The organism is Saccharopolyspora montiporae (assembly GCF_015209505.1).
Classification (GTDB): Bacteria; Actinomycetota; Actinomycetes; order Mycobacteriales; family Pseudonocardiaceae; genus Saccharopolyspora; species Saccharopolyspora montiporae.
Genome location: NZ_JADEYC010000007.1, coordinates 52276 through 70044, shown reverse-complemented (window position 1 = coordinate 70044; position 17769 = coordinate 52276). Strand labels below are relative to the sequence as shown.

Annotated in this window: 16 protein-coding genes; 12 read left to right on the top strand and 4 right to left on the bottom strand. The window is 71.4% G+C overall.

Annotated elements, in window-relative coordinates; genetic code table 11:
- The first annotated feature begins 5 nt into the window (after window positions 1-5).
- Window positions 6-1613, top strand: coding sequence for an NHL repeat-containing protein (locus IQ251_RS04005; RefSeq protein ID WP_193927058.1), 1608 nt, complete (start codon window positions 6-8; stop codon window positions 1611-1613).
- A 45-nt stretch (window positions 1614-1658) separates the two neighbouring features.
- Here IQ251_RS04005 and IQ251_RS04000 read toward each other — a convergent pair whose 3' ends face one another.
- A complete protein-coding gene (locus tag IQ251_RS04000; protein WP_193927057.1) occupies window positions 1659-2594 on the bottom strand; it encodes a dioxygenase family protein in 936 nt (311 codons plus the stop codon).
- A 209-nt stretch (window positions 2595-2803) separates the two neighbouring features.
- Window positions 2804-3205, bottom strand: a complete 402-nt coding sequence (locus tag IQ251_RS03995; protein WP_193927056.1) for a hypothetical protein — start codon at window positions 3203-3205, stop codon at window positions 2804-2806.
- Between the two features lie 364 nt (window positions 3206-3569).
- On the opposite strand from IQ251_RS03995, the gene IQ251_RS03990 reads away from it, so the two are divergent.
- Both IQ251_RS03990 and IQ251_RS03985 read left to right on the top strand, forming a co-directional pair.
- Entirely contained in the window at window positions 3570-3803 is a 234-nt protein-coding gene (locus IQ251_RS03990; protein WP_193927055.1) for a hypothetical protein, read from the top strand.
- Window positions 3804-3927: 124 nt separating this feature from the next.
- Entirely contained in the window at window positions 3928-5154 is a 1227-nt protein-coding gene (locus IQ251_RS03985) for a cytochrome P450 (protein ID WP_193927054.1), read from the top strand.
- Between the two features lie 107 nt (window positions 5155-5261).
- Here IQ251_RS03985 and acnA read toward each other — a convergent pair whose 3' ends face one another.
- Window positions 5262-8078, bottom strand: a complete 2817-nt coding sequence (acnA, locus tag IQ251_RS03980) for an aconitate hydratase AcnA (RefSeq protein WP_193927053.1) — start codon at window positions 8076-8078, stop codon at window positions 5262-5264.
- 257 nt (window positions 8079-8335) lie between these two features.
- Between acnA and IQ251_RS03975 the strand changes: the two genes are divergently transcribed.
- The 8 genes from IQ251_RS03975 to IQ251_RS03940 all read left to right on the top strand — a co-directional run bounded on the left by IQ251_RS03975 (window position 8336) and on the right by IQ251_RS03940 (window position 16386).
- The gene (locus IQ251_RS03975) at window positions 8336-9265 is read left to right on the top strand and encodes an EamA family transporter (protein ID WP_370591190.1); all 930 of its coding nucleotides are present in this window, start codon (window positions 8336-8338) and stop codon (window positions 9263-9265) included.
- A gap of 201 nt (window positions 9266-9466) precedes the next feature.
- The gene (locus IQ251_RS03970; RefSeq protein WP_193927051.1) at window positions 9467-10324 is read left to right on the top strand and encodes an SIR2 family NAD-dependent protein deacylase; all 858 of its coding nucleotides are present in this window, start codon (window positions 9467-9469) and stop codon (window positions 10322-10324) included.
- A gap of 163 nt (window positions 10325-10487) precedes the next feature.
- On the top strand, window positions 10488-11675 hold the full coding sequence (locus tag IQ251_RS03965; protein WP_193927050.1) for an NlpC/P60 family protein: 1188 nt from the start codon (window positions 10488-10490) through the stop codon (window positions 11673-11675).
- Between the two features lie 43 nt (window positions 11676-11718).
- Window positions 11719-12291 carry a molybdenum cofactor guanylyltransferase gene (gene mobA / locus IQ251_RS03960; protein ID WP_370591189.1) on the top strand — a complete coding sequence of 191 codons (573 nt, stop codon included), beginning with the start codon at window positions 11719-11721 and terminating at the stop codon, window positions 12289-12291.
- A gap of 290 nt (window positions 12292-12581) precedes the next feature.
- Entirely contained in the window at window positions 12582-13682 is a 1101-nt protein-coding gene (locus tag IQ251_RS03955; protein ID WP_370591188.1) for an AAA family ATPase, read from the top strand.
- A gap of 71 nt (window positions 13683-13753) precedes the next feature.
- Entirely contained in the window at window positions 13754-14635 is an 882-nt protein-coding gene (locus tag IQ251_RS03950) for a DUF58 domain-containing protein (RefSeq protein WP_193927276.1), read from the top strand.
- Between the two features lie 3 nt (window positions 14636-14638).
- Window positions 14639-15622 (top strand): VWA domain-containing protein, encoded by a 984-nt coding sequence (locus IQ251_RS03945; RefSeq protein ID WP_228046127.1) that lies wholly within the window; start codon window positions 14639-14641, stop codon window positions 15620-15622.
- Between the two features lie 44 nt (window positions 15623-15666).
- Entirely contained in the window at window positions 15667-16386 is a 720-nt protein-coding gene (locus tag IQ251_RS03940) for an MgtC/SapB family protein (protein WP_193927047.1), read from the top strand.
- A gap of 38 nt (window positions 16387-16424) precedes the next feature.
- Here the strand turns inward: IQ251_RS03940 and trxA are convergent, their stop codons facing one another.
- The gene (trxA, locus tag IQ251_RS03935) at window positions 16425-16775 is read right to left on the bottom strand and encodes a thioredoxin (RefSeq protein WP_193927046.1); all 351 of its coding nucleotides are present in this window, start codon (window positions 16773-16775) and stop codon (window positions 16425-16427) included.
- 117 nt (window positions 16776-16892) lie between these two features.
- Between trxA and IQ251_RS03930 the strand changes: the two genes are divergently transcribed.
- Window positions 16893-17765 (top strand): DUF72 domain-containing protein, encoded by an 873-nt coding sequence (locus IQ251_RS03930; protein ID WP_193927045.1) that lies wholly within the window; start codon window positions 16893-16895, stop codon window positions 17763-17765.
- The last annotated feature ends 4 nt before the right edge of the window (window positions 17766-17769 follow it).

Below are 17769 nucleotides of genomic sequence, written 5' to 3'. Positions count from 1 at the left end.
ACCCGATGACCACCAGTCGTTTCCACACTCCCGGGCAGGGACAGCCCAGCAGCCCGCGGTGGAACCTGCGGCGGCTCAATGACACCAACCCGCTGTGGGGATCCAACGGAACGGCCTTCGGCCCGGACGGGCGCCTGTACGTGGCCCAGTTCCTGGCCGGGCAGATCAGCGCCGTCGACATCGCCACCGGCGACGTCGAGATCGTGGTGCCGCTGGACAGCCCGGTGCAGACGCCCGACGACCTGGCCTTCGCCGGTGACGGCACCATGTACATCGCCGACATCGCGCCGAGCCGGGTCTGGCGGCGCAGCACCGCGGGCGAGTACGCGCTGCTGACCGAGACGGTGCGCCAGCCCAACGGCATCACCTGCGTCGGCGACCGGCTGTTCGTCAACGAGATGCGCCCCGGCGGCCGGTTGTTCGAGGTCTTCCCGGACGGCAGCGAGCCCAAGCTGCTCACCGGCGGCCTCGCGCTGGGCAACGCGATGCAGCTCGGCCCGGACGGCAAGCTCTACTACCCGCACATGATGGACCGGCAAGTCTGGCGGATCCCGCCGGAGGGCGGGCAGCCGGAGCTGGTCGCCGAGGACCTCGACGCGCCGGTCGCGGTGCGCTTCGACCGGGGCGGGGAGCTGCGGGTGCTGTCCTGCGGCCCGCACGGCGTGATCACCCGCATCGACCAGGACAGTGGGGAGCGCTCGCTCATCCGCACCGGGCTGGCCGGCCTGGACAACGCCGCCTTCGACGCCGAGAACCGCATGTACGTGTCCAGTTTCGCGCACGGCGGCATCACCGAGGTGCACGAGGACGGACGGACCCGGGACATCGTGCGGCGAGGGATGAACGGCCCGTTCGGCGTCACCGCCGACCGGAGCGGCACCGTGTTCGCCACCGACCACTTCAGCCTGGTCAGCACCGGCGACTCCGGTGAGGTCACCCCGGTGGACGTGGCCACGGCCTCGCTGCCGACCTACGTGCGCACCGTGGCCGCCGACGGCGACGTGCTGCAGCTGACCACCGCGCGCGGTGAGGTGTACACCTACGACCCGCGGCAGAAGAGCTCGCGGGTGCGGGCGCGCGGACTCGGCGAACCGGCCGGGATCGCGGTCGCGCCGGACGGCCGGGTGGTGGTGGCCGTGCCCGGTTCCGGGCAGGTCCTCGCGTTCGACGAGGACGATGCGGTGACCGTGCTGGCCGAGGACCTGCCCGCGCCGGTCGGCGTGGCGGTGACCGCCGACGGGACGTGCTACACCACCGATGAGCGGCTCGGCAGCCTGCTGCGGTTGGACGCGGACGGCCCGGTCGCGGTCTGCGACGGCCTGCTGGCCCCGCAGGGCCTGGCGGCCACCGGCGGTGCGCTCTACGTCGTGGAGACCGGCCGCCGGCGGCTGCTCCGCGTGCACCCGCAGGACGGCGCGGTCGAGGTCGAGGCGGAGGAGCTGGCGGTGGGACTGCCCCCGGGCATCGAGCGGGACGAGCCGGTGGTCACCGACGGGTTCATCGGGCGCCCGCGCTCGTTCGCCGACCTGTCGGCCGGCCCGGACGGCGGGCTGCTGGTGGCCGCCAACGGCGAGGGATCGGTGCTGCGCCTGGAACCCCGCGGCACGGCCTGACGACCGGCCCGCCGGACCGCACGTGCGCGGTCCGGCGGGCCGGGGTCACCGGCCGTCGTCGGAAGTGGCCGCCGGGGGCGGTGCTTGCTCACGCTGCACGATGATCGGGAAGTCGGCGTGGCGGAACGGGTTGCGCAGACCTGCTTCCTCCGCGCGGTCCGGATCGTCGACCTCGGCGAATTCGCGGATGAGGCTGCGTTTGACGCCGAAGACCGCGTCGGAGTCCAGGTAGGGCGATCCGGCCACGAACAGGTGGGTGGTCAGCGTCCGGACTCCGGGGGCGCTCACCTCGAAGTGCACGTGCGCGGCCCGGTACGGGTGCCGGTCGGACGCGTGCAGCAGCCGACCCACCGGGCCGTCGGTCGGGATCGGGTAGTAGCACGGGACCACGCTGCGGAACCAGAACCGCCCCGACTCGTCGGTGCTGAACAGGCCGCGTAGGTTGCGCTCCGGCACCTCCCCGGGGCGCTGCACGTCGTAGAACCCGTCCGCGTCGGCCTGCCAGACATCGACCTGCGCGCCGGCGACCGGGTCGCCGCGGTCGTCCAGGACCCGACCGGTGATCAGGCACGGCTCACCGGAACCCACCTCGTCGATGTCGTCGCCGAGCTCACGTCGCGGCGAGGCGAGCAGGTGGAATGGACCTTCCACAGTGGACTCGGTGAGGGTGTCGCCCGACCGGTTGTTGAGCGTCTCCACCAGCATCGACACACCGAGCACGTCGGAGAGCAGGATGAACTCCTGACGAGTGCCGCTGCACGCCTGCCCGGTCTCGGTCAGGAAGTCGATGGCGTGTTGCCATTCGGCAGTGGTCAGGCCCACCTCCTCGACGAAGGCGTGCGCGTGCTCGACGAGCGCCGTCATGATCTCGCGCAGCCGCGGATCCGGCGTCGCGGCGAAGCTGCCGGCCACGATCTCGGCCGAGTGCTGCTCGTCGAACAACGCCGAGCTGGGTGCGTCGTCGTCGCGAGTGCCGGCCATGTGTGCGCCTCCTCGGAGCTTTGCGGCCCTCCGGAGTGCGCTGGCCGTGCGGGGGAGCGGGTCCGGCCCGGAGGGTGTGCGCGGTGCGCGAGCAACGCTACCGGGTGCGGCGGGTGCCGCACATGGCCCGGTGGGCCCCGTCCTGCCCGGTCGGGCCCGGAGGGTCCCGGCGGCCGGGACCCTCCGGGCGGTGCGGGCGCGGCTGGTGGTCAGACCTTGGGCGTCACCGCCCCGGTCGCCGAGGACGGCGCGTAGTCGCCGCCACCGGAGAAGCGCGCTTCGACACCGGTCAGCAGCTGGACGGTGTCCAGACCCAACGGCAGCGCTTCGGAGATGACGACGCCGCCGTCCGCGGAGGTCACTCCGGAGGCCAGGAACGTGCTGCCGTCCCGGGTGAAGAACTCCACCTTCTCCCCGGCGATCGGCGTGCCCTGGTCGTCGACCAGGTTGGCGTAGCCGGAGAAGTTGCGGGCGAGCAGGTTGATCTCACCGCTGACATTGGTGGCTTCGGTGGCCGGCTGCTGCTGTTGCGCCTGCGCGGCCGGTGCTACCGGTTCGGCCGCGGCCGCCGGCAGCGCTGCCGCGCCGCAGGCGAACAGTGCGGACGCCACGACGGTCACTGCTTGAGTCGCTGTGCGGGAAATAATCGGGATCCCCTCCTCCTGCGGGTGGCTGCGGTGCGCGGGAAGCGCTCCGCGAGGTCATGGTGCCTCTGCATCCCTGGATCGCCTAGCAGTTTCCGGGAAAACAGCGGTCAATTCACTGAATAATCGTCGAAACAGCTTTCCGCGCAATGATTTTCCGCGAACTGGAATATGCATCGCGGTATGCCGCGGGGTCGGGTCGCGGATGTGCCGCGGGTCGCAGACGAGGTCGCACCGGGCCCGAGCGAGGCCCAGACTAAGTCAGTCGTTTGACTTAATCCGGCGGGCTCGGTTAACTGGATCCCACAGCCCGGACCCGACAGGAGGCCCCGTGAGCAGCAGCCCGGCCGAGCGCGCGCTGACCTATCCGCTGACCGGCGACGCGGCCCTGGACCCTCCGCAGGAATGCCCGCCGACCTCAAGGCCGCGCTCGGTTTCCCGCTCGGTGCTCGACGTGCTGCTGCGCAGGCTGCCCGCGCTGGACCTGGCCGTGCCCGTGGCGCAGCTGCGGCCGCTCACCGGCCGGTTCGCGAGTGGTCTGCGCGAGCTGCCGGTGCGCTGGTGAGCACGAACCGGCCGCTGAACGGCGAGAACCACCGCAGGGCACGGGAACCGGACTCCTGCGCCGCTGGAACCGAACGAGTGCGGGCACGCCCGCAGCCCACCACCGAAGCGCGATGGGAGCGCCGATGACGAGCACGGTCAACACTGCAGGCCTGTCCCCCGACGAGCTGCCCGAGTACCCGATGGCGCGGGACGCCCGCTGCCCGTTCGACCCGCCCCCGGATCTGCAGGCCACCCGGGAGCAGGGACCGCTGACCACGGTGCGCCTCTGGGACGGCAGCACGCCCTGGCTGGTCACCCGCTACGAGCAGCAGCGGCGGCTGCTGGCCGATCCGCGGGTCAGCGCGGACCCGATGCGGCCGGGCTATCCCAGTCCCGCGCCGGTGGACGGATCGTCGAAGCTGAGCTTCATCCTGATGGACGATCCCGAGCACGCGCGCCAGCGCAGGATGGTGGCCGCACCGTTCACGATCAAGCGGACCGAAGCGCTGCGCCCGGCCGTGCAGCAGATCGTCGACGACCGCATCGACGAGATGCTGGCCGGGCCCAAACCCGTGGACCTGGTGCAGGAGTTCGCCCTGCCGGTGCCGTCGCTGGTCATCTGCGAGCTGCTCGGCGTGCCCTACTCCGACCACGAGTTCTTCCAGGCCAACAGCAACATCATGATCAACCGGGACTCCACCGTCGAGCAGCGCGCGGAGGCCAAGGGGCAGCTGTCCGGGTACCTGCACGACCTGCTCCAGCACAAGATGGCGGATCCGGGCCAGGACCTGTTGTCCGGGCTGACCGCGCGGATCGACTCCGGCGAGCTCAGCCGCGAGGACGCCGCGCAGATGGGAGTTCTGCTGCTCATCGCCGGGCACGAGACCACCGCGAACATGATCGCGCTCGGCACCCTGGCGCTGTTGCAACACCCGGAGCAGCTGACCGCGCTGCGCGAGACCGACGATCCCGCGCTGGTGTCGTCGGCCGTGGAAGAGCTGTTGCGCTACCTGCACATCACGCACAGCGGGAGGCGCCGGGTGGCCGCCGAGGACATCGACTTCGACGGAACGCTGATCCGCGCCGGGGACGGGCTGATCATGCCCAACGACATCGGAAACCGCGATCCGGACGTGTTCGACGATCCTGACCGGCTCGACATCCGCCGCAATCCCCGCAACCACGTGGCTTTCGGTTTCGGCAATCATCAGTGCCTGGGCCAGCCGCTGGCCCGGCTGGAACTGCAGGTGGTGTACGGGACGCTGTACAAGCGGATCCCGGAGCTGCGGTTGGCCACCGATCTGGATTCGATTCCGTTCAAGCACGACGGGTCGGTCTACGGCGTTTACGAGTTGCCCGTGACCTGGTGATCGCGGCGTCCGGGCGGACGGACCCGGGGGTGGGGAAAGAGAACGGGGCCGGTGCGCTTGTGGCGCACCGGCCCCGTTCGTTGTGCCCCGCCGGGTCGGGCGGGAGGTCAGGAGCGGATCATCTTGCGCAGCACGTACTGCAGGATGCCGCCGTTGCGGTAGTAGTCCGCCTCACCGGGGGTGTCGATACGCACGTCGGCATCGAACTCCACAGTGGACCCGTCGGCCTTGCGCGCGGTGACCTTGACCGTGTCCGGGGTCGCACCGTCGTTGAGCGCGGTGATGCCGGCGATGTCGAAGGTCTCCGTGCCGTCCAGGCCCAGCGAGTGGGCCGTGGAACCGGACGGGAACTGCAGCGGGACCACGCCCATACCGATGAGGTTCGAGCGGTGGATGCGCTCGAAGGACTCGGCGATGACCGCCTGCACACCCAGCAACCGGGTGCCCTTGGCCGCCCAGTCGCGCGAGGAACCGGAGCCGTACTCCTTGCCGCCGAGCACCACCAGCGGGGTGCCCTGCGCGGCGTAGTTCTGCGCGGCGTCGTAGATGAACGCCTGCGGAGCGCCCTCCTGGGTGAAGTCCCGGGTGTAGCCGCCCTGCACGTCGTCCAGCAGCAGGTTGCGCAGCCGGATGTTGGCGAAGGTGCCCCGGATCATCACCTCGTGGTTGCCGCGGCGGGAACCGTAGGAGTTGAAGTCCTTGCGCTCGATGCCGTGCTCGCTGAGGTAGCGGCCGGCGGGGGAGTCGGGCTTGATGGCACCGGCCGGCGAGATGTGGTCGGTGGTGACCGAGTCGCCCAGCAGCGCCAGCACCCGCGCCCCGGAGATGTCCGAAACCGGGTTGGGCTCCATGCCCATGCCCTCGAAGTACGGGGGCTTGCGCACGTAGGTGGAGTCCGGGTCCCACTCGAAGGTCTGGCCCTCCGGCGTGGGCAGCGATCGCCAGCGCTCGTCACCGGCGAACACGTCGGCGTAGTCCTTGGTGAACATCTCCTGGTTGATCGAGGAGTCGATGACGTCCTGGATCTCCTGCGGCGCGGGCCAGATGTCGCGCAGGAAGACCGGCTGGCCCTCGGCGTCGGTGCCCAGCGGGTCGGACTCGAAGTCGAAGTCCATGGTCCCGGCCAGGGCGTAGGCGATGACCAGCGGCGGCGAGGCCAGGTAGTTCATCTTGACGTCCGGGTTGATCCGGCCCTCGAAGTTGCGGTTGCCGGACAGCACCGACACCGCCGACAGGTCGGCGTCCTGGATCGCCGAGGAGATCTCCTCGGGCAGCGGACCCGAGTTGCCGATGCAGGTGGTGCAGCCGTAGCCGACCAGGTGGAAGCCGAGCTTCTCCAGGTACGGCCACAGACCGGCCTTCTCGTAGTAGTCGGTGACCACCTGCGAGCCGGGCGCCATGGAGGTCTTCACCCACGGCTTGCGGGTCAGGCCCTTGTCCACGGCGTTGCGGGCCAGCAGGGCCGCGCCGAGCATCACCGACGGGTTCGAGGTGTTGGTGCAGGAGGTGATCGAGGCGATCACGACCGCGCCGTGATCGAGCTCGAACTCGCCCAGCTCGGTGGAGGAGACCTTGGTCGGCTTGGAGCTGCGCCCCGCGGAGCCGTTGGCGGCCGAGTGGACCTGCGGCGCGGTGACCGGGGTCACCGACGGCGCGTCGCTGGCCGGGAAGGATTCCTTGCTGGCCTCGTCGACCGCGGCGTCCTCGGACGCCTCGGGGCTGGCCACGTAGTCGGTCAGCGACCCGCGGAACGAGGGCTTGGCCTCGGACAGCGCGATGCGGTCCTGCGGGCGCTTTGGCCCGGCGATGGACGGGACCACGGTGGACAGGTCGAGTTCGAGGTACTCGGAGTACACCGGCTCGTGCGCCGGGTCGTGCCAGAGCCCCTGCTCCTTGGCGTAGGACTCGGTCAGCGCCAACTGCTCCTCGGAACGCCCGGTGAGCTTGAGGTAGCGCATGGTCTCGTCGTCGATCGGGAAGATCGCGGCGGTGGAGCCGAACTCGGGGCTCATGTTGCCGATCGTGGCGCGGTTGGCCAGCGGCACCGAGGCGACGCCGGAGCCGTAGAACTCGACGAACTTGCCGACCGCACCGTGCTTGCGCAGCATCTCGGTGATGGTCAGCACCACGTCGGTGGCGGTGGCGCCGGGCGGGATCTCGCCGGTGAGCTTGAAGCCGACCACGCGGGGGATCAGCATCGAGACGGGCTGGCCGAGCATCGCGGCCTCGGCCTCGATGCCGCCGACGCCCCACCCGAGCACGCCCAGGCCGTTGACCATGGTGGTGTGCGAGTCGGTGCCCACGCAGGTGTCCGGGTAGGCCTGGCCGTTGCGGGCCATGACGGTGCGGGCCAGGTGCTCGATGTTGACCTGGTGCACGATGCCGGTGCCGGGCGGGACGACCTTGAACTCGTCGAAGGCGGTCTGGCCCCAGCGCAGGAACTGGTAGCGCTCCTTGTTGCGGCCGTACTCGAATTCGACGTTGCGCTCGAAGGCGTCCGGCTTGCCGAACACGTCGATGACCACCGAGTGGTCGATGACCAGCTCGGCCGGGGCCAGCGGGTTGACCTTGGCGGTCTCGCCGCCGAGTTCGGACACCGCCTCGCGCATGGTGGCGAGGTCGACCACGCAGGGGACTCCGGTGAAGTCCTGCATGATCACTCGCGCGGGGGTGAACTGGATCTCGGTGTCCGGATCCGAGGTGGGATCCCAGTCGGCCAGCGCGCGCACGTGGTCGGCGGTGATGTTCGCGCCGTCCTCGGTCCGCAGCAGGTTTTCCAGGAGGATCTTGAGGCTGTAGGGCAGCCGCTGCGCCCCGTCGACCGCGCTGAGCCGGAAGACCTCGTAGGAGGCGTCACCGACGTTCAGCGTGCCGCGGGCACCGAAGCTGTCCTTGCTCGCAGGTGCAGTCACGTTCAACTCCATCTCGCGACGGGCGCAAGTCCGGGAACGATGCGAGTCTCGCGCACGTCGGCCGAGCGTGCGCGCAACCCGCTCTCGGCGATAACAGTACGCTTGTCCTGTAAATGCCCTCAACTGAGGGTGGGCAAAGTCGCGATCACGTGTACCGCAGCGTGCAATTCCGCGATTTTTCCCGGACGCGGCGTCCGGGCGGGAGTGATCTGGCACGCCTGTACCGGAATCGGATTCCGCCGGTCCGGCCAGCGTGGTTCGATGGCGCGGTGCTCATCCGGACCGACAGCGCCAGGACCACCGGCATCGCCTTCGCCATCGCATCGGCGTTCTGCTTCGGCGGTTCCGGACCGTTCGCGAAACCCCTGATCAGCGCCGGACTCACCCCGCTGCAGGTCGCCTGGCTGCGCCTGGCGGGCGGTGCGCTGCTCATGCTGCCGTTCGCCCTGCGGCACACCGCGGTCCTGCGCCGCGCCCCGCGGCTGCTGCTCGGCTACGGGCTGTTCGCCATCGCCGGGGTGCAGGTGTTCTACTTCGCCGCCATCGCCGCGATCCCGGTCGGCGTGGCACTGCTCATCGAGTTCCTGGGCCCGGTCCTGGTGCTCGGCTGGATCCGCTTCGTGCGACGCCGCCCGGTGAGCCGCTCGGCCGCGATCGGCGTGGCGGTGGCCGTGGCCGGGCTGGTCTGCGTCGTGCAGCTGTGGTCCGGGCTCGGCTTCGACCCGCTCGGTCTGCTGCTGGCCCTCGGCGCGGCCGGCTGCCAGGCCGCCTACTTCCTGCTCTCGGACAGCGAGGCCGACGTGGACCCGTTCGCGCTGGCCGGGTATGGACTGCTGCTCGGCGCCGCGGTGGTCACCGTGCTCGCCCGGCCCTGGCGGATGGACTGGGCCCTGCTGGCCGGGCAGGTCGACCTGGCCGGCCACGGCGTGCCCGCGCTGCTGGCCGTCGGCTGGATCGTCGTGCTCAGCACCGTGGCCGCCTACCTGACCGGCATCATCGCGGTGCGCAGGCTGTCCCCGCCGGTCGCCGGAGCCGTCGCGTTCCTGGAACCGGTCGTGGCCACCGTGCTGGCCTGGGCGCTGCTCGGCGAGCACCTCGGCCCGGTGGAGCTGCTCGGCGGCGCGCTGATCCTCGCCGGCGCCTACATCGCCCAACGCTCCGCCCCCGCCAACCGCACCGCCGAACCCGTGGCGACCTGACGCCCCGGCGCATCACGGCAGGTCAACTTCCGGGATTTTTGCCCGATGGGCAGCACCGGCGCCGGCGCACCGCAACGCCTGCACGAAACCCGGCAGCACAGCCGTCCCCGTCGCACCGCACCCGGGCGCGCACGTGGCACGGTGGGAGCAGTGCAGTGGCAGCGTCGCCGAGGGCGGTGCCCGGTGACGTACGGAGGCGCCATGACCGAGGATCACGAGCGGGACGCAGCCCAGCGGCCCGACGACGAGCAGCAGCAGCTGCAGCGCGCCGCGCAGCTGTTCGCCGGAGCGCAGCGGATCACCGCGCTGACCGGAGCCGGCGTGTCCACCGCCTCCGGCATCCCCGACTTCCGGGGACCGCAGGGCGTGTGGACCAAGGACCCGGCCGCGCAGCGGCTCACCGACATCGACAGCTACCTGGCCGATGCGCAGGTGCGCGAGCAGGCGTGGCGCAGCCGCGCCGACAACCCCGCCTGGCAGGCCGAACCGAACGCCGCGCACGGCGCCTTCACCGACCTCCACCGCCAGGGCCGGCTCCGGGCCGTGCTGACCCAGAACATCGACGAACTGCACCAGCGGGGAGGCCTGGACGCCGACCGCGTGCTGGAGCTGCACGGCACGATGTTCTCCACGGTGTGCCTGGACTGCGGGGCCCCGGGCTCGATGCGCCAGGCCCTGGACCGCGTCGCCGAGGGCGAGGCCGATCCGCCGTGCCGCGCCTGCGGGGGGATCCTGAAGTCGGCCACCGTCTCGTTCGGCCAGTCCCTGGACGCCGACGTGCTCCGCGCCGCCCAGCGCGCGGCGCTGGACTGCGACCTGTTCGTCGCGGCGGGCACGTCGCTGTCGGTCTTCCCGGCAGCCGGGTTCGCCGAGCTCGCGGCCCGCGCCGGTACCGGTCTGGTCATCTGCAACGCCGAGCCGACCCCGTTCGACGACATGGCCGACGCGGTGCTGCGCGACCCGCTGGTGGACGTCCTGCCGCGGTTGGTGGCCGAACCGCAGACGTCGGAGGCCGCGTCGCAGGTGCGCACCTTCGGCGACCCCGCGACCTGGGGCTGACCCGCCCGCTTCCGCGAGCACGGCCGGTGCGGTTGTGACGGCTGCTTCGAATGGTGCGTTCGGGACACCGGTGGCACAGTTCCGGGAGTCCTGACCCATTCGGCCCATCGCTGCTGCTCCGTCCGCGGGTGGCCCGGCGTGGCCGCCGCGGGAGGTGACGGTCGTGCCGCGACCGCAACGGATCTGGCCGCATCGCCGTGCGCTGCCCGCGGTCGCGCTCAGCGCCGCGTTGACCACGGCATTGCCCACGGCGGCGCCGGCCGACGAACTCGACGGGGACGCGACACCGGCCGGAGTCGACCGGTTGGCCGATGAGCTGGCCGAGGCCGAAGCCCGCCTCACGAGCTCGCAGGCCCGCGTCGAGGTGCGGATGGAGGAAGCCAACAAGGCGCGGGTCGACGTCGCGCGCGCCGACCGGGACCACGAGCGCGCCCGCGGCGCGGCCGATGCTGCGGCCGCCGAGGCCTCCGCCGCCGCCGGCAGGGTCGAGCGGCAGCGCGAGCGGTTGGACGAGTTCACCGCGAACACCTACCGGCACGGCCGCACCTTCTCCACCGCCTCGATCATGATCGGCTCGAACAGCCCGCGGGACGCGCTGGACCGGGCGGCGCTGCTGGACGTGCTCAGCGTGACCGAGCACGAGGCGCTGGACGGCATGCGCCAGGCCCGCATCGACCAGGCCGACAAGGACGCGCGCAGCCGCGCCGCGCTGGCCGAAGCCGAGCGCGGGCAGGCGGCGGCCCACCAGGCCGGGCAGGCCGCCGACCGGGCGCACGAGGACGCGTTGGCCGCCCAGCAGGCCGAGGTGGACCGCACCGAGTCGCTGCGCGCGGACAAGCGGCAGCTCGAAGCCCGGCTGGCCGCGATCCGCGGGCACGGATCCGGCTCCGCGCAGGCAGCCGCGGCCGGCACCGGGACTCCCTCGCAGAACCCGGCGGTGGAGTCCGCGGTCGAGCGCGCGCTGTCCCAACTCGGCGTGCCCTACGCCTGGGGCGGTGGCAACGCCTCCGGCCCCACCCGCGGGATCCGGGACGGGGGAGTGGCCGACGCGCACGGCGACTACGGCAAGGTCGGGTTCGACTGCTCGGGCCTGATGATCTACGCCTTCGCCGGCGCCGGTGTGCGGCTCGACCACTCCAGCGGTTACCAGTACGAGGCGGGCCGCAAGGTGCCGCTGTCCCAGATGCAGCGGGGGGACATGCTCTTCTGGCAGGAGGGCGGCACGATCCATCACGTGGCGCTCTACCTCGGTGACGGGCAGATGGTCGAGGCCCCGTACTCGGGCTCGGAAGTGCGCGTGACGGCGGTGCGCTACGGCGGCATGTCGCCGAACGCGGTGCGGCTGTTGTGATCCCGGCCCGCTGCGCCGTTCTGGGGCGGGGACAATGGTCGGTGTGACAGCGGATTTCGCCGCCGTGGTGCTGGCCGGGGGCCGGGCGCGGCGCCTCGGCGGGGTGGACAAGGTGCTGCTGCCGGTCGGCGGGCGCAGCCTGCTGCAGCGGACCCTGGACGTGCTGCGCGGTGCGGTTCCGCTCGTGGTGGTCGGTCCGCAGCGCGAGGTCGACGCCCCGGTGCACTGGACGGGGGAGGAGCCGCCGGGCGGCGGACCGCTGGCCGGGGTGCGCGCAGGGTTGCAGCTGGTCCCGGAGGGGTCGGCGCTCGTGGCCGTGCTGGCCGCCGATCACCCGCACCTGACCGAGGCCACGGTGCCGCGGCTGCGCGCGGCGGTGCTCGCCGCACCGCGAGCCGGTGGTGCCGTGCTCGTCGATGCGGCGGGCGAGCGGCAGTGGCTGCTGGGGGTCTGGCGCGCGGACCGACTGCGCGCGGCGATGCCCGAGCAGGTGCGCGACAGGCCGGTGCGCGGCACGTTCGCGGCCTTGGATCCGGTGGAGGTCGCCCCGGTCGGCGCCGAACCGGCCGATGTGGACACCCCGGAAGACCTGCTGCGCGCCCGAAACCGAGCCTGATCGATACCCCGGCGATGCGTCGGGCAACGCCGCACGGCCGCATATATCAACACCATTCGTTGTTTCAGTACTGAGTGAAATCAATCCACCGGCAACCCCACCCACAACCCGGCAGCGAGCAGAAGTGGCTTCACAGCGGTCACACCAACCGTCCGGTTGAGTGCAGGGTGGAGGATCGCGCCCCGGCGTGAGCTCGGCGTGCGAGCGTGTCAGGATCTTGGTCGGCTTGACCGGCGAAGCGGAGCCGACGGCGCCCCGGGAATCCGGCGGCGAACGACAGGAGGCGGGCAGTGACCGACGCCAGCGGTGCCAACCCAGCGGAGCAGACCAGCACCCCGGCGCGCGACGCGCAGTTGTTGGAGCGCACGGTCTTCGAAGTCAAGCGCGTCATCGTCGGGCAGGACCGGCTCGTGGAACGCCTGCTGGTCGGGCTGCTGGCCAAGGGGCACATCCTGCTGGAAGGCGTACCGGGCGTGGCGAAAACGCTGGCCGTGGAGACCTTCGCCCAGGTCGTCGGGGGCAGCTTCTCCCGCCTGCAGTTCACCCCCGACCTGGTGCCCGCCGACATCCTCGGCACCCGGATCTACCGGCAGGGCAGCGAACGCTTCGACGTCGAACTCGGGCCCGTGCTGGCCAACTTCGTGCTCGCCGACGAGATCAACCGGGCACCGGCCAAGGTCCAGTCCGCGCTGCTGGAGGTCATGGCCGAGCGGCACGTGTCCATCGCGGGGCAGAGCTTCCCGATGCCCGCACCGTTCCTGGTGCTGGCCACGCAGAACCCCATCGAGAACGAGGGCGTGTACCCGCTGCCCGAGGCGCAGCGCGACCGGTTCCTGTTCAAGTTGCCGGTCGAGTACCCCACCGCCGAGGAAGAGCGCGAGATCGTCTACCGGATGGGCGTGTCCGCGCCGGAGCCGGAACCGGTGCTCAGCCCCGAGGCGCTCATCCGGCTGCAGGACGTGGCCGCCACCGTGTTCGTGCACCACGCGCTCATCGACTACGTGGTCCGGCTCGTGGTCGCCACCCGCACGCCCGGCGAGCACGGCCTGTCCGACATCGCCGGCTGGGTCTCCTACGGGGCCTCCCCGCGCGCCAGCCTCGGCGTCGTCGGTTCGGCGCGGGCCCTCGCGCTGGTGCGCGGCCGCGACTACGTGCTGCCGCAGGACGTCGTCGACGTCGTGCCGGACGTGCTGCGCCACCGCCTCGTGCTGTCCTACGACGCGTTGGCCGACGGCATCCCCGTCGACCACATCATCAACCGGGTGCTGCAGACGGTGCCGCTGCCGCAGGTGTCGGCCCGGCCGCAGAACCAGCAGCCGGCGCAGGCCGGGTTCGCCTCGCAGCCACAGCACTCGGTGCCGACCTACCAACCCGGTCCGAACCACCAGTGAGGAGCCAGCGGGTGTCGTCAGCCAGCCCGACGCGCCCGTCCTGGGCGCCCCCGGCCCTGGACCCGGAGCGCATGGAGGTCGCGCTGCGCTCGCTGGAGCTGACCGTGCGCGGCCGTCTGGACGGTCTGCTGCAGGGGAACCACCTCGGCCTCGTGCCCGGCCCGGGGACCGAACCGGGTGAGGCGCGCCCCTACCAGCCCGGCGACGACGTGCGCCGGATGGACTGGGCGGTCACCGCGCGCACCGGTGAGCCGCACCTGCGCCAGTCCATCGCCGATCGCGAGCTGGAGACCTGGGCGGCCGTCGACCTCTCGGCCAGCCTCGACTTCGGTTCCGGAGCCTGCGACAAGCGCGAGCTCGCGATCGCGGCGCTGGCCGCGATCATCTTCCTGACCAGCGGCGGCGGCAACCGCGTCGGTGCGGTGGTGGACAACGGTTCCGGCCCGGTGCGCATCCCGGCGCGGGGCGGGCGTGCGCACGAGCGGGCCGCGCTCAAGCGCGTCGCCGAGCTCCCGCGGGCGGCCGAGGGCACGCGCGGGGACCTGGCCGCGCTGCTGGAGTCGCTGCGCCGCCCGCCCCGGCGGCGCGGGATGGCGGTGGTCATCTCGGACTTCCTCGGTCCGCTGGAGTGGCAGTCGGCGCTGCGCGGGATCGCCGCGCGGCATTCGGTGCTGGCGGTGGAAGTGCTCGACCCGCGCGATGTCGAGCTGCCGGACGTGGGCACGGTGGTGCTGTCGGACCCGGAGACTGGCAAGCAGCGGGAAGTGCACACGACGCCGGTGCTGCGCCGGGAGTTCGCGGCGGCGGCCGCGGCTCATCGCGACGAGGTGGCGACGGTGCTGCGGCGCGCCGGGTGCGGGCATCTGGTCCTGCGCACCGATTCGGACTGGATCGCCGATGTGGTGCGGTTCGTCGTGGCGCGCAAGCGCGGGTGGTCCGGGGGAGTGTCCTGAATGCTGAGCCTGTCCGGGTTCGCCTCGCCGTGGTGGTTGCTGTTGCTGCTGCCGGTCGCGGCCCTGATCGCGGCCTACGTGTGGGCGCTGCGCAAGCGCAGGCGGGAGGCGCTGCGGTTCAGCAACATGGCCGCGCTGGATCGGGCTGCTGCCGCGAGCCGGCGCGAGTGGGTCAAGCACGTGCCGCCTGCGCTGCTGGCGGTGGCGCTGATCATGCTGACCGTGGCGCTGAGCGGTCCGACCTCGGAGCAGCGGATCCCGCGCAACCGGGCGACGGTGATGCTGGCCGTGGACGTGTCGCTGTCGATGAAGGCGACCGATGTGGAGCCGAACCGGTTGGAAGCGGCCAAGGGAGCGGCCAAGGAGTTCGCCGACAAGCTCACGCCCGGGATCAACCTCGGGTTGGTGTCGTTCGCGGGGACCGCGACGGTGATGACGATGCCGACCACCGACCGCGGCGCGGTCAAGCAGGCCATCGACAGCCTGAAGCTGTCCGAGGCGACCGCGACCGGGGACGGGATCAACGCGGGGATGCAGGCGATCGACTCGTTCGGCAAGATGGTCGGCGGTCCGGGCGGGCCGCCTCCGGCGCGGATCGTGCTGATGGCCGACGGAGGTCAGACGATCCCGCGCGAGATGGATGCGCCGCGCGGGGCGTACACGAAGGCGAATGAAGCGCGGGACGCCGGTATTCCGATTTCGACGATCTCGTTCGGCACCAAGCACGGCACGGTGGAGATCGAGGGCCAGCGGGAGTGGGTCGAGGTCGACGACGCGGCGATGGACGAGATCGCGCGGCTGTCGGACGGGGAGTTCCACAAGGCGGCGAGTGCCCAGCAGCTGCGCGAGGTTTACGACACGCTCGGTGAGCAGATCGGCTACGAGACCAAGCGAGCCGATGCCAGCAGGCCGTGGTTGGTGCTGGGGACGTTGGCCGCGATCGTGGCGGCGGGGGTGTCGATCTTCTTCGGGCGACGACTGCCCTGAGCGCGCGGTGGGCCGAGCCCGGTGCGCTGGGTTAGGTTCGGTGCGTGGCCGATCAGGTGGTCTCCGGGCTCGATGAGGTGCCGCTGCTGGTCGAGTTGGGCACGGCGCTGCTGCTGTCGAGCGCGATCGGACTGGAGCGCGAAGGCCGGGCCAAGAGCGCGGGATTGCGCACGCACGCCCTGGTGGGCATCGGTGCTGCGCTGTTCATGCTGGTGTCGAAGTACGCGTTCGGTGATCTGTTGGCGGTGGACCACGTGTCCTTCGACCCGTCGCGGGTGGCGGCGCAGATCGTGTCCGGCATCGGGTTCATCGGCGGCGGGCTGATTTTCGTGCGCCGGGATGCGGTGCGCGGGCTGACCACGGCGGCCACGGTGTGGGTGGTCGCTGCGGTCGGGATGGCCTGCGGTGGTGGGCTGGTGGTGCTGGCTGCGGCCACCACGGGGGTGCATTTCCTGGTGGTGCTCGGCTATCCGTGGTTGTTGCGGGTGCTGGGCCCGGCCGGGCGGGCGCCGCGCCTGCTGCGGGTGGGCTACCTGGACGGGTACGGGGTGCTGCGCGGTGTGCTGACGATGTGCACGAGTGCGGGCTGGACGGTGATCGACCTGCAGGTCGAGCGTGAGGATTCCGATGCGGACCAGCGCACGGCCGTGGTGGCGGTGGGTCTGCGCGGCAAGGGGTCGGTGAGTGACCTCGTGCGCGGTGTCGGCGAGTTGCCGGGTGTGCTGCACGTGGCCGCGGGCGAGTCCCCGGAGTCGGGGTTCTGACCGGTCCGGGGCTCGCGCCGTTCCGCACCCGCCTGCGGTCACTGCGCCGAGGCGCGGACCTGCTGCATGTCGACCTCGCGGGCTTGCCGGATGAGGTCCTCGAACACGTGCTCGGGCAGCGCGCCGGCCTGCTGGAAGATCACCGTGCCCTCGCGCACGATCGCCAGCGTGGGGATCGACTGGACTTCGAAGGCCTTGGCCAGTTCGGGCTGGTCCTCGGTGTCGACCTTGGCGAAGGTGATGTCGTCGTGCTGGTCGGCGGCGCGTTCGAAGACGGGCGCGAACATGCGGCACGGACCGCACCAGGAGGCCCAGAAGTCGATGATGACGAAGGTGCCACCGGAGACGACGTCCTCGAAGTTGTCGGTGGTGAGCGTGACGGGTGCCATGATGTCTCCTCCCTGGTCGCGATACCGGAGTGGGGTATCTGCTGCCGGGCTCAACGCGGGGGAGCGGGTGCGCATTCCCGCAGGTGGCCGCCGGGGCGGCGGCGTATGTTGCGGGGCATGGGTGAGGTGCTGGTGGGCACGGCGTCGTGGACCGACCGGACCCTGGTGCAATCGGGCTGGTATCCACCGGGGGTGAACACGGCGGCCGAGCGGCTGCGGTTCTACGCCGAGCACTTCCCGCTGGTCGAGGTGGATGCGACCTACTACCACCCGCCGGCCGAGCGCACCGCCGAGCTGTGGGCCGAACGTACTCCGGCCGGGTTCACGTTCAACGTCAAGGCGTTGAGCTTGTTCACCCGGCACCCGACCCGCCCGGAGGCGTTGCCGGTCGATCTGCGCACCGAGCCACCGCCGAACCGCTCGACGCTGTACCTCAAGGACGTGGCCGACGGCGTCGTCGAGCAGATGTGGCAGCGGTTCCTCGGTGCGCTGGAGCCGTTGCGCGCGGCGGGAAAGCTCGGGGCGCTGCTGCTGCAGTTCCCCCAGTGGTTCCCGATTTCGCGGGCCAACAAGGACTACCTGCTGGCCTGCCGGGACCGGGCCGATCCCGTGCCGGTGTGCGTGGAGTTCCGCAACCACACGTGGCTCGACGAGCGCAATCGCGCGGAGACGCTGGATTTCCTGCGTCGGCACGAGGTGCCCTACGTGGTGGTGGACATGCCGCAGGGCCACGCGAGTTCGATACCGCCGGTGGTGGCGGCGACGGCAGAACTAGCGGTGGTGCGGTTCCACGGCAGGTCGCAACACTGGGACAGCCGTGATGTGCACGAGCGGTTCGGCTACCACTACGCGCCGGAGGAACTGGCGGCGTGGGTACCGGACCTGCGTGAGCTGTCCGGGCAGGCCCGCACCACGCACGTGCTGATGAACAACTGCTACAGCGACTACGCGCAGACCAATGCGGCGGATCTGGTGCGCATGCTGGGGTGAGCGC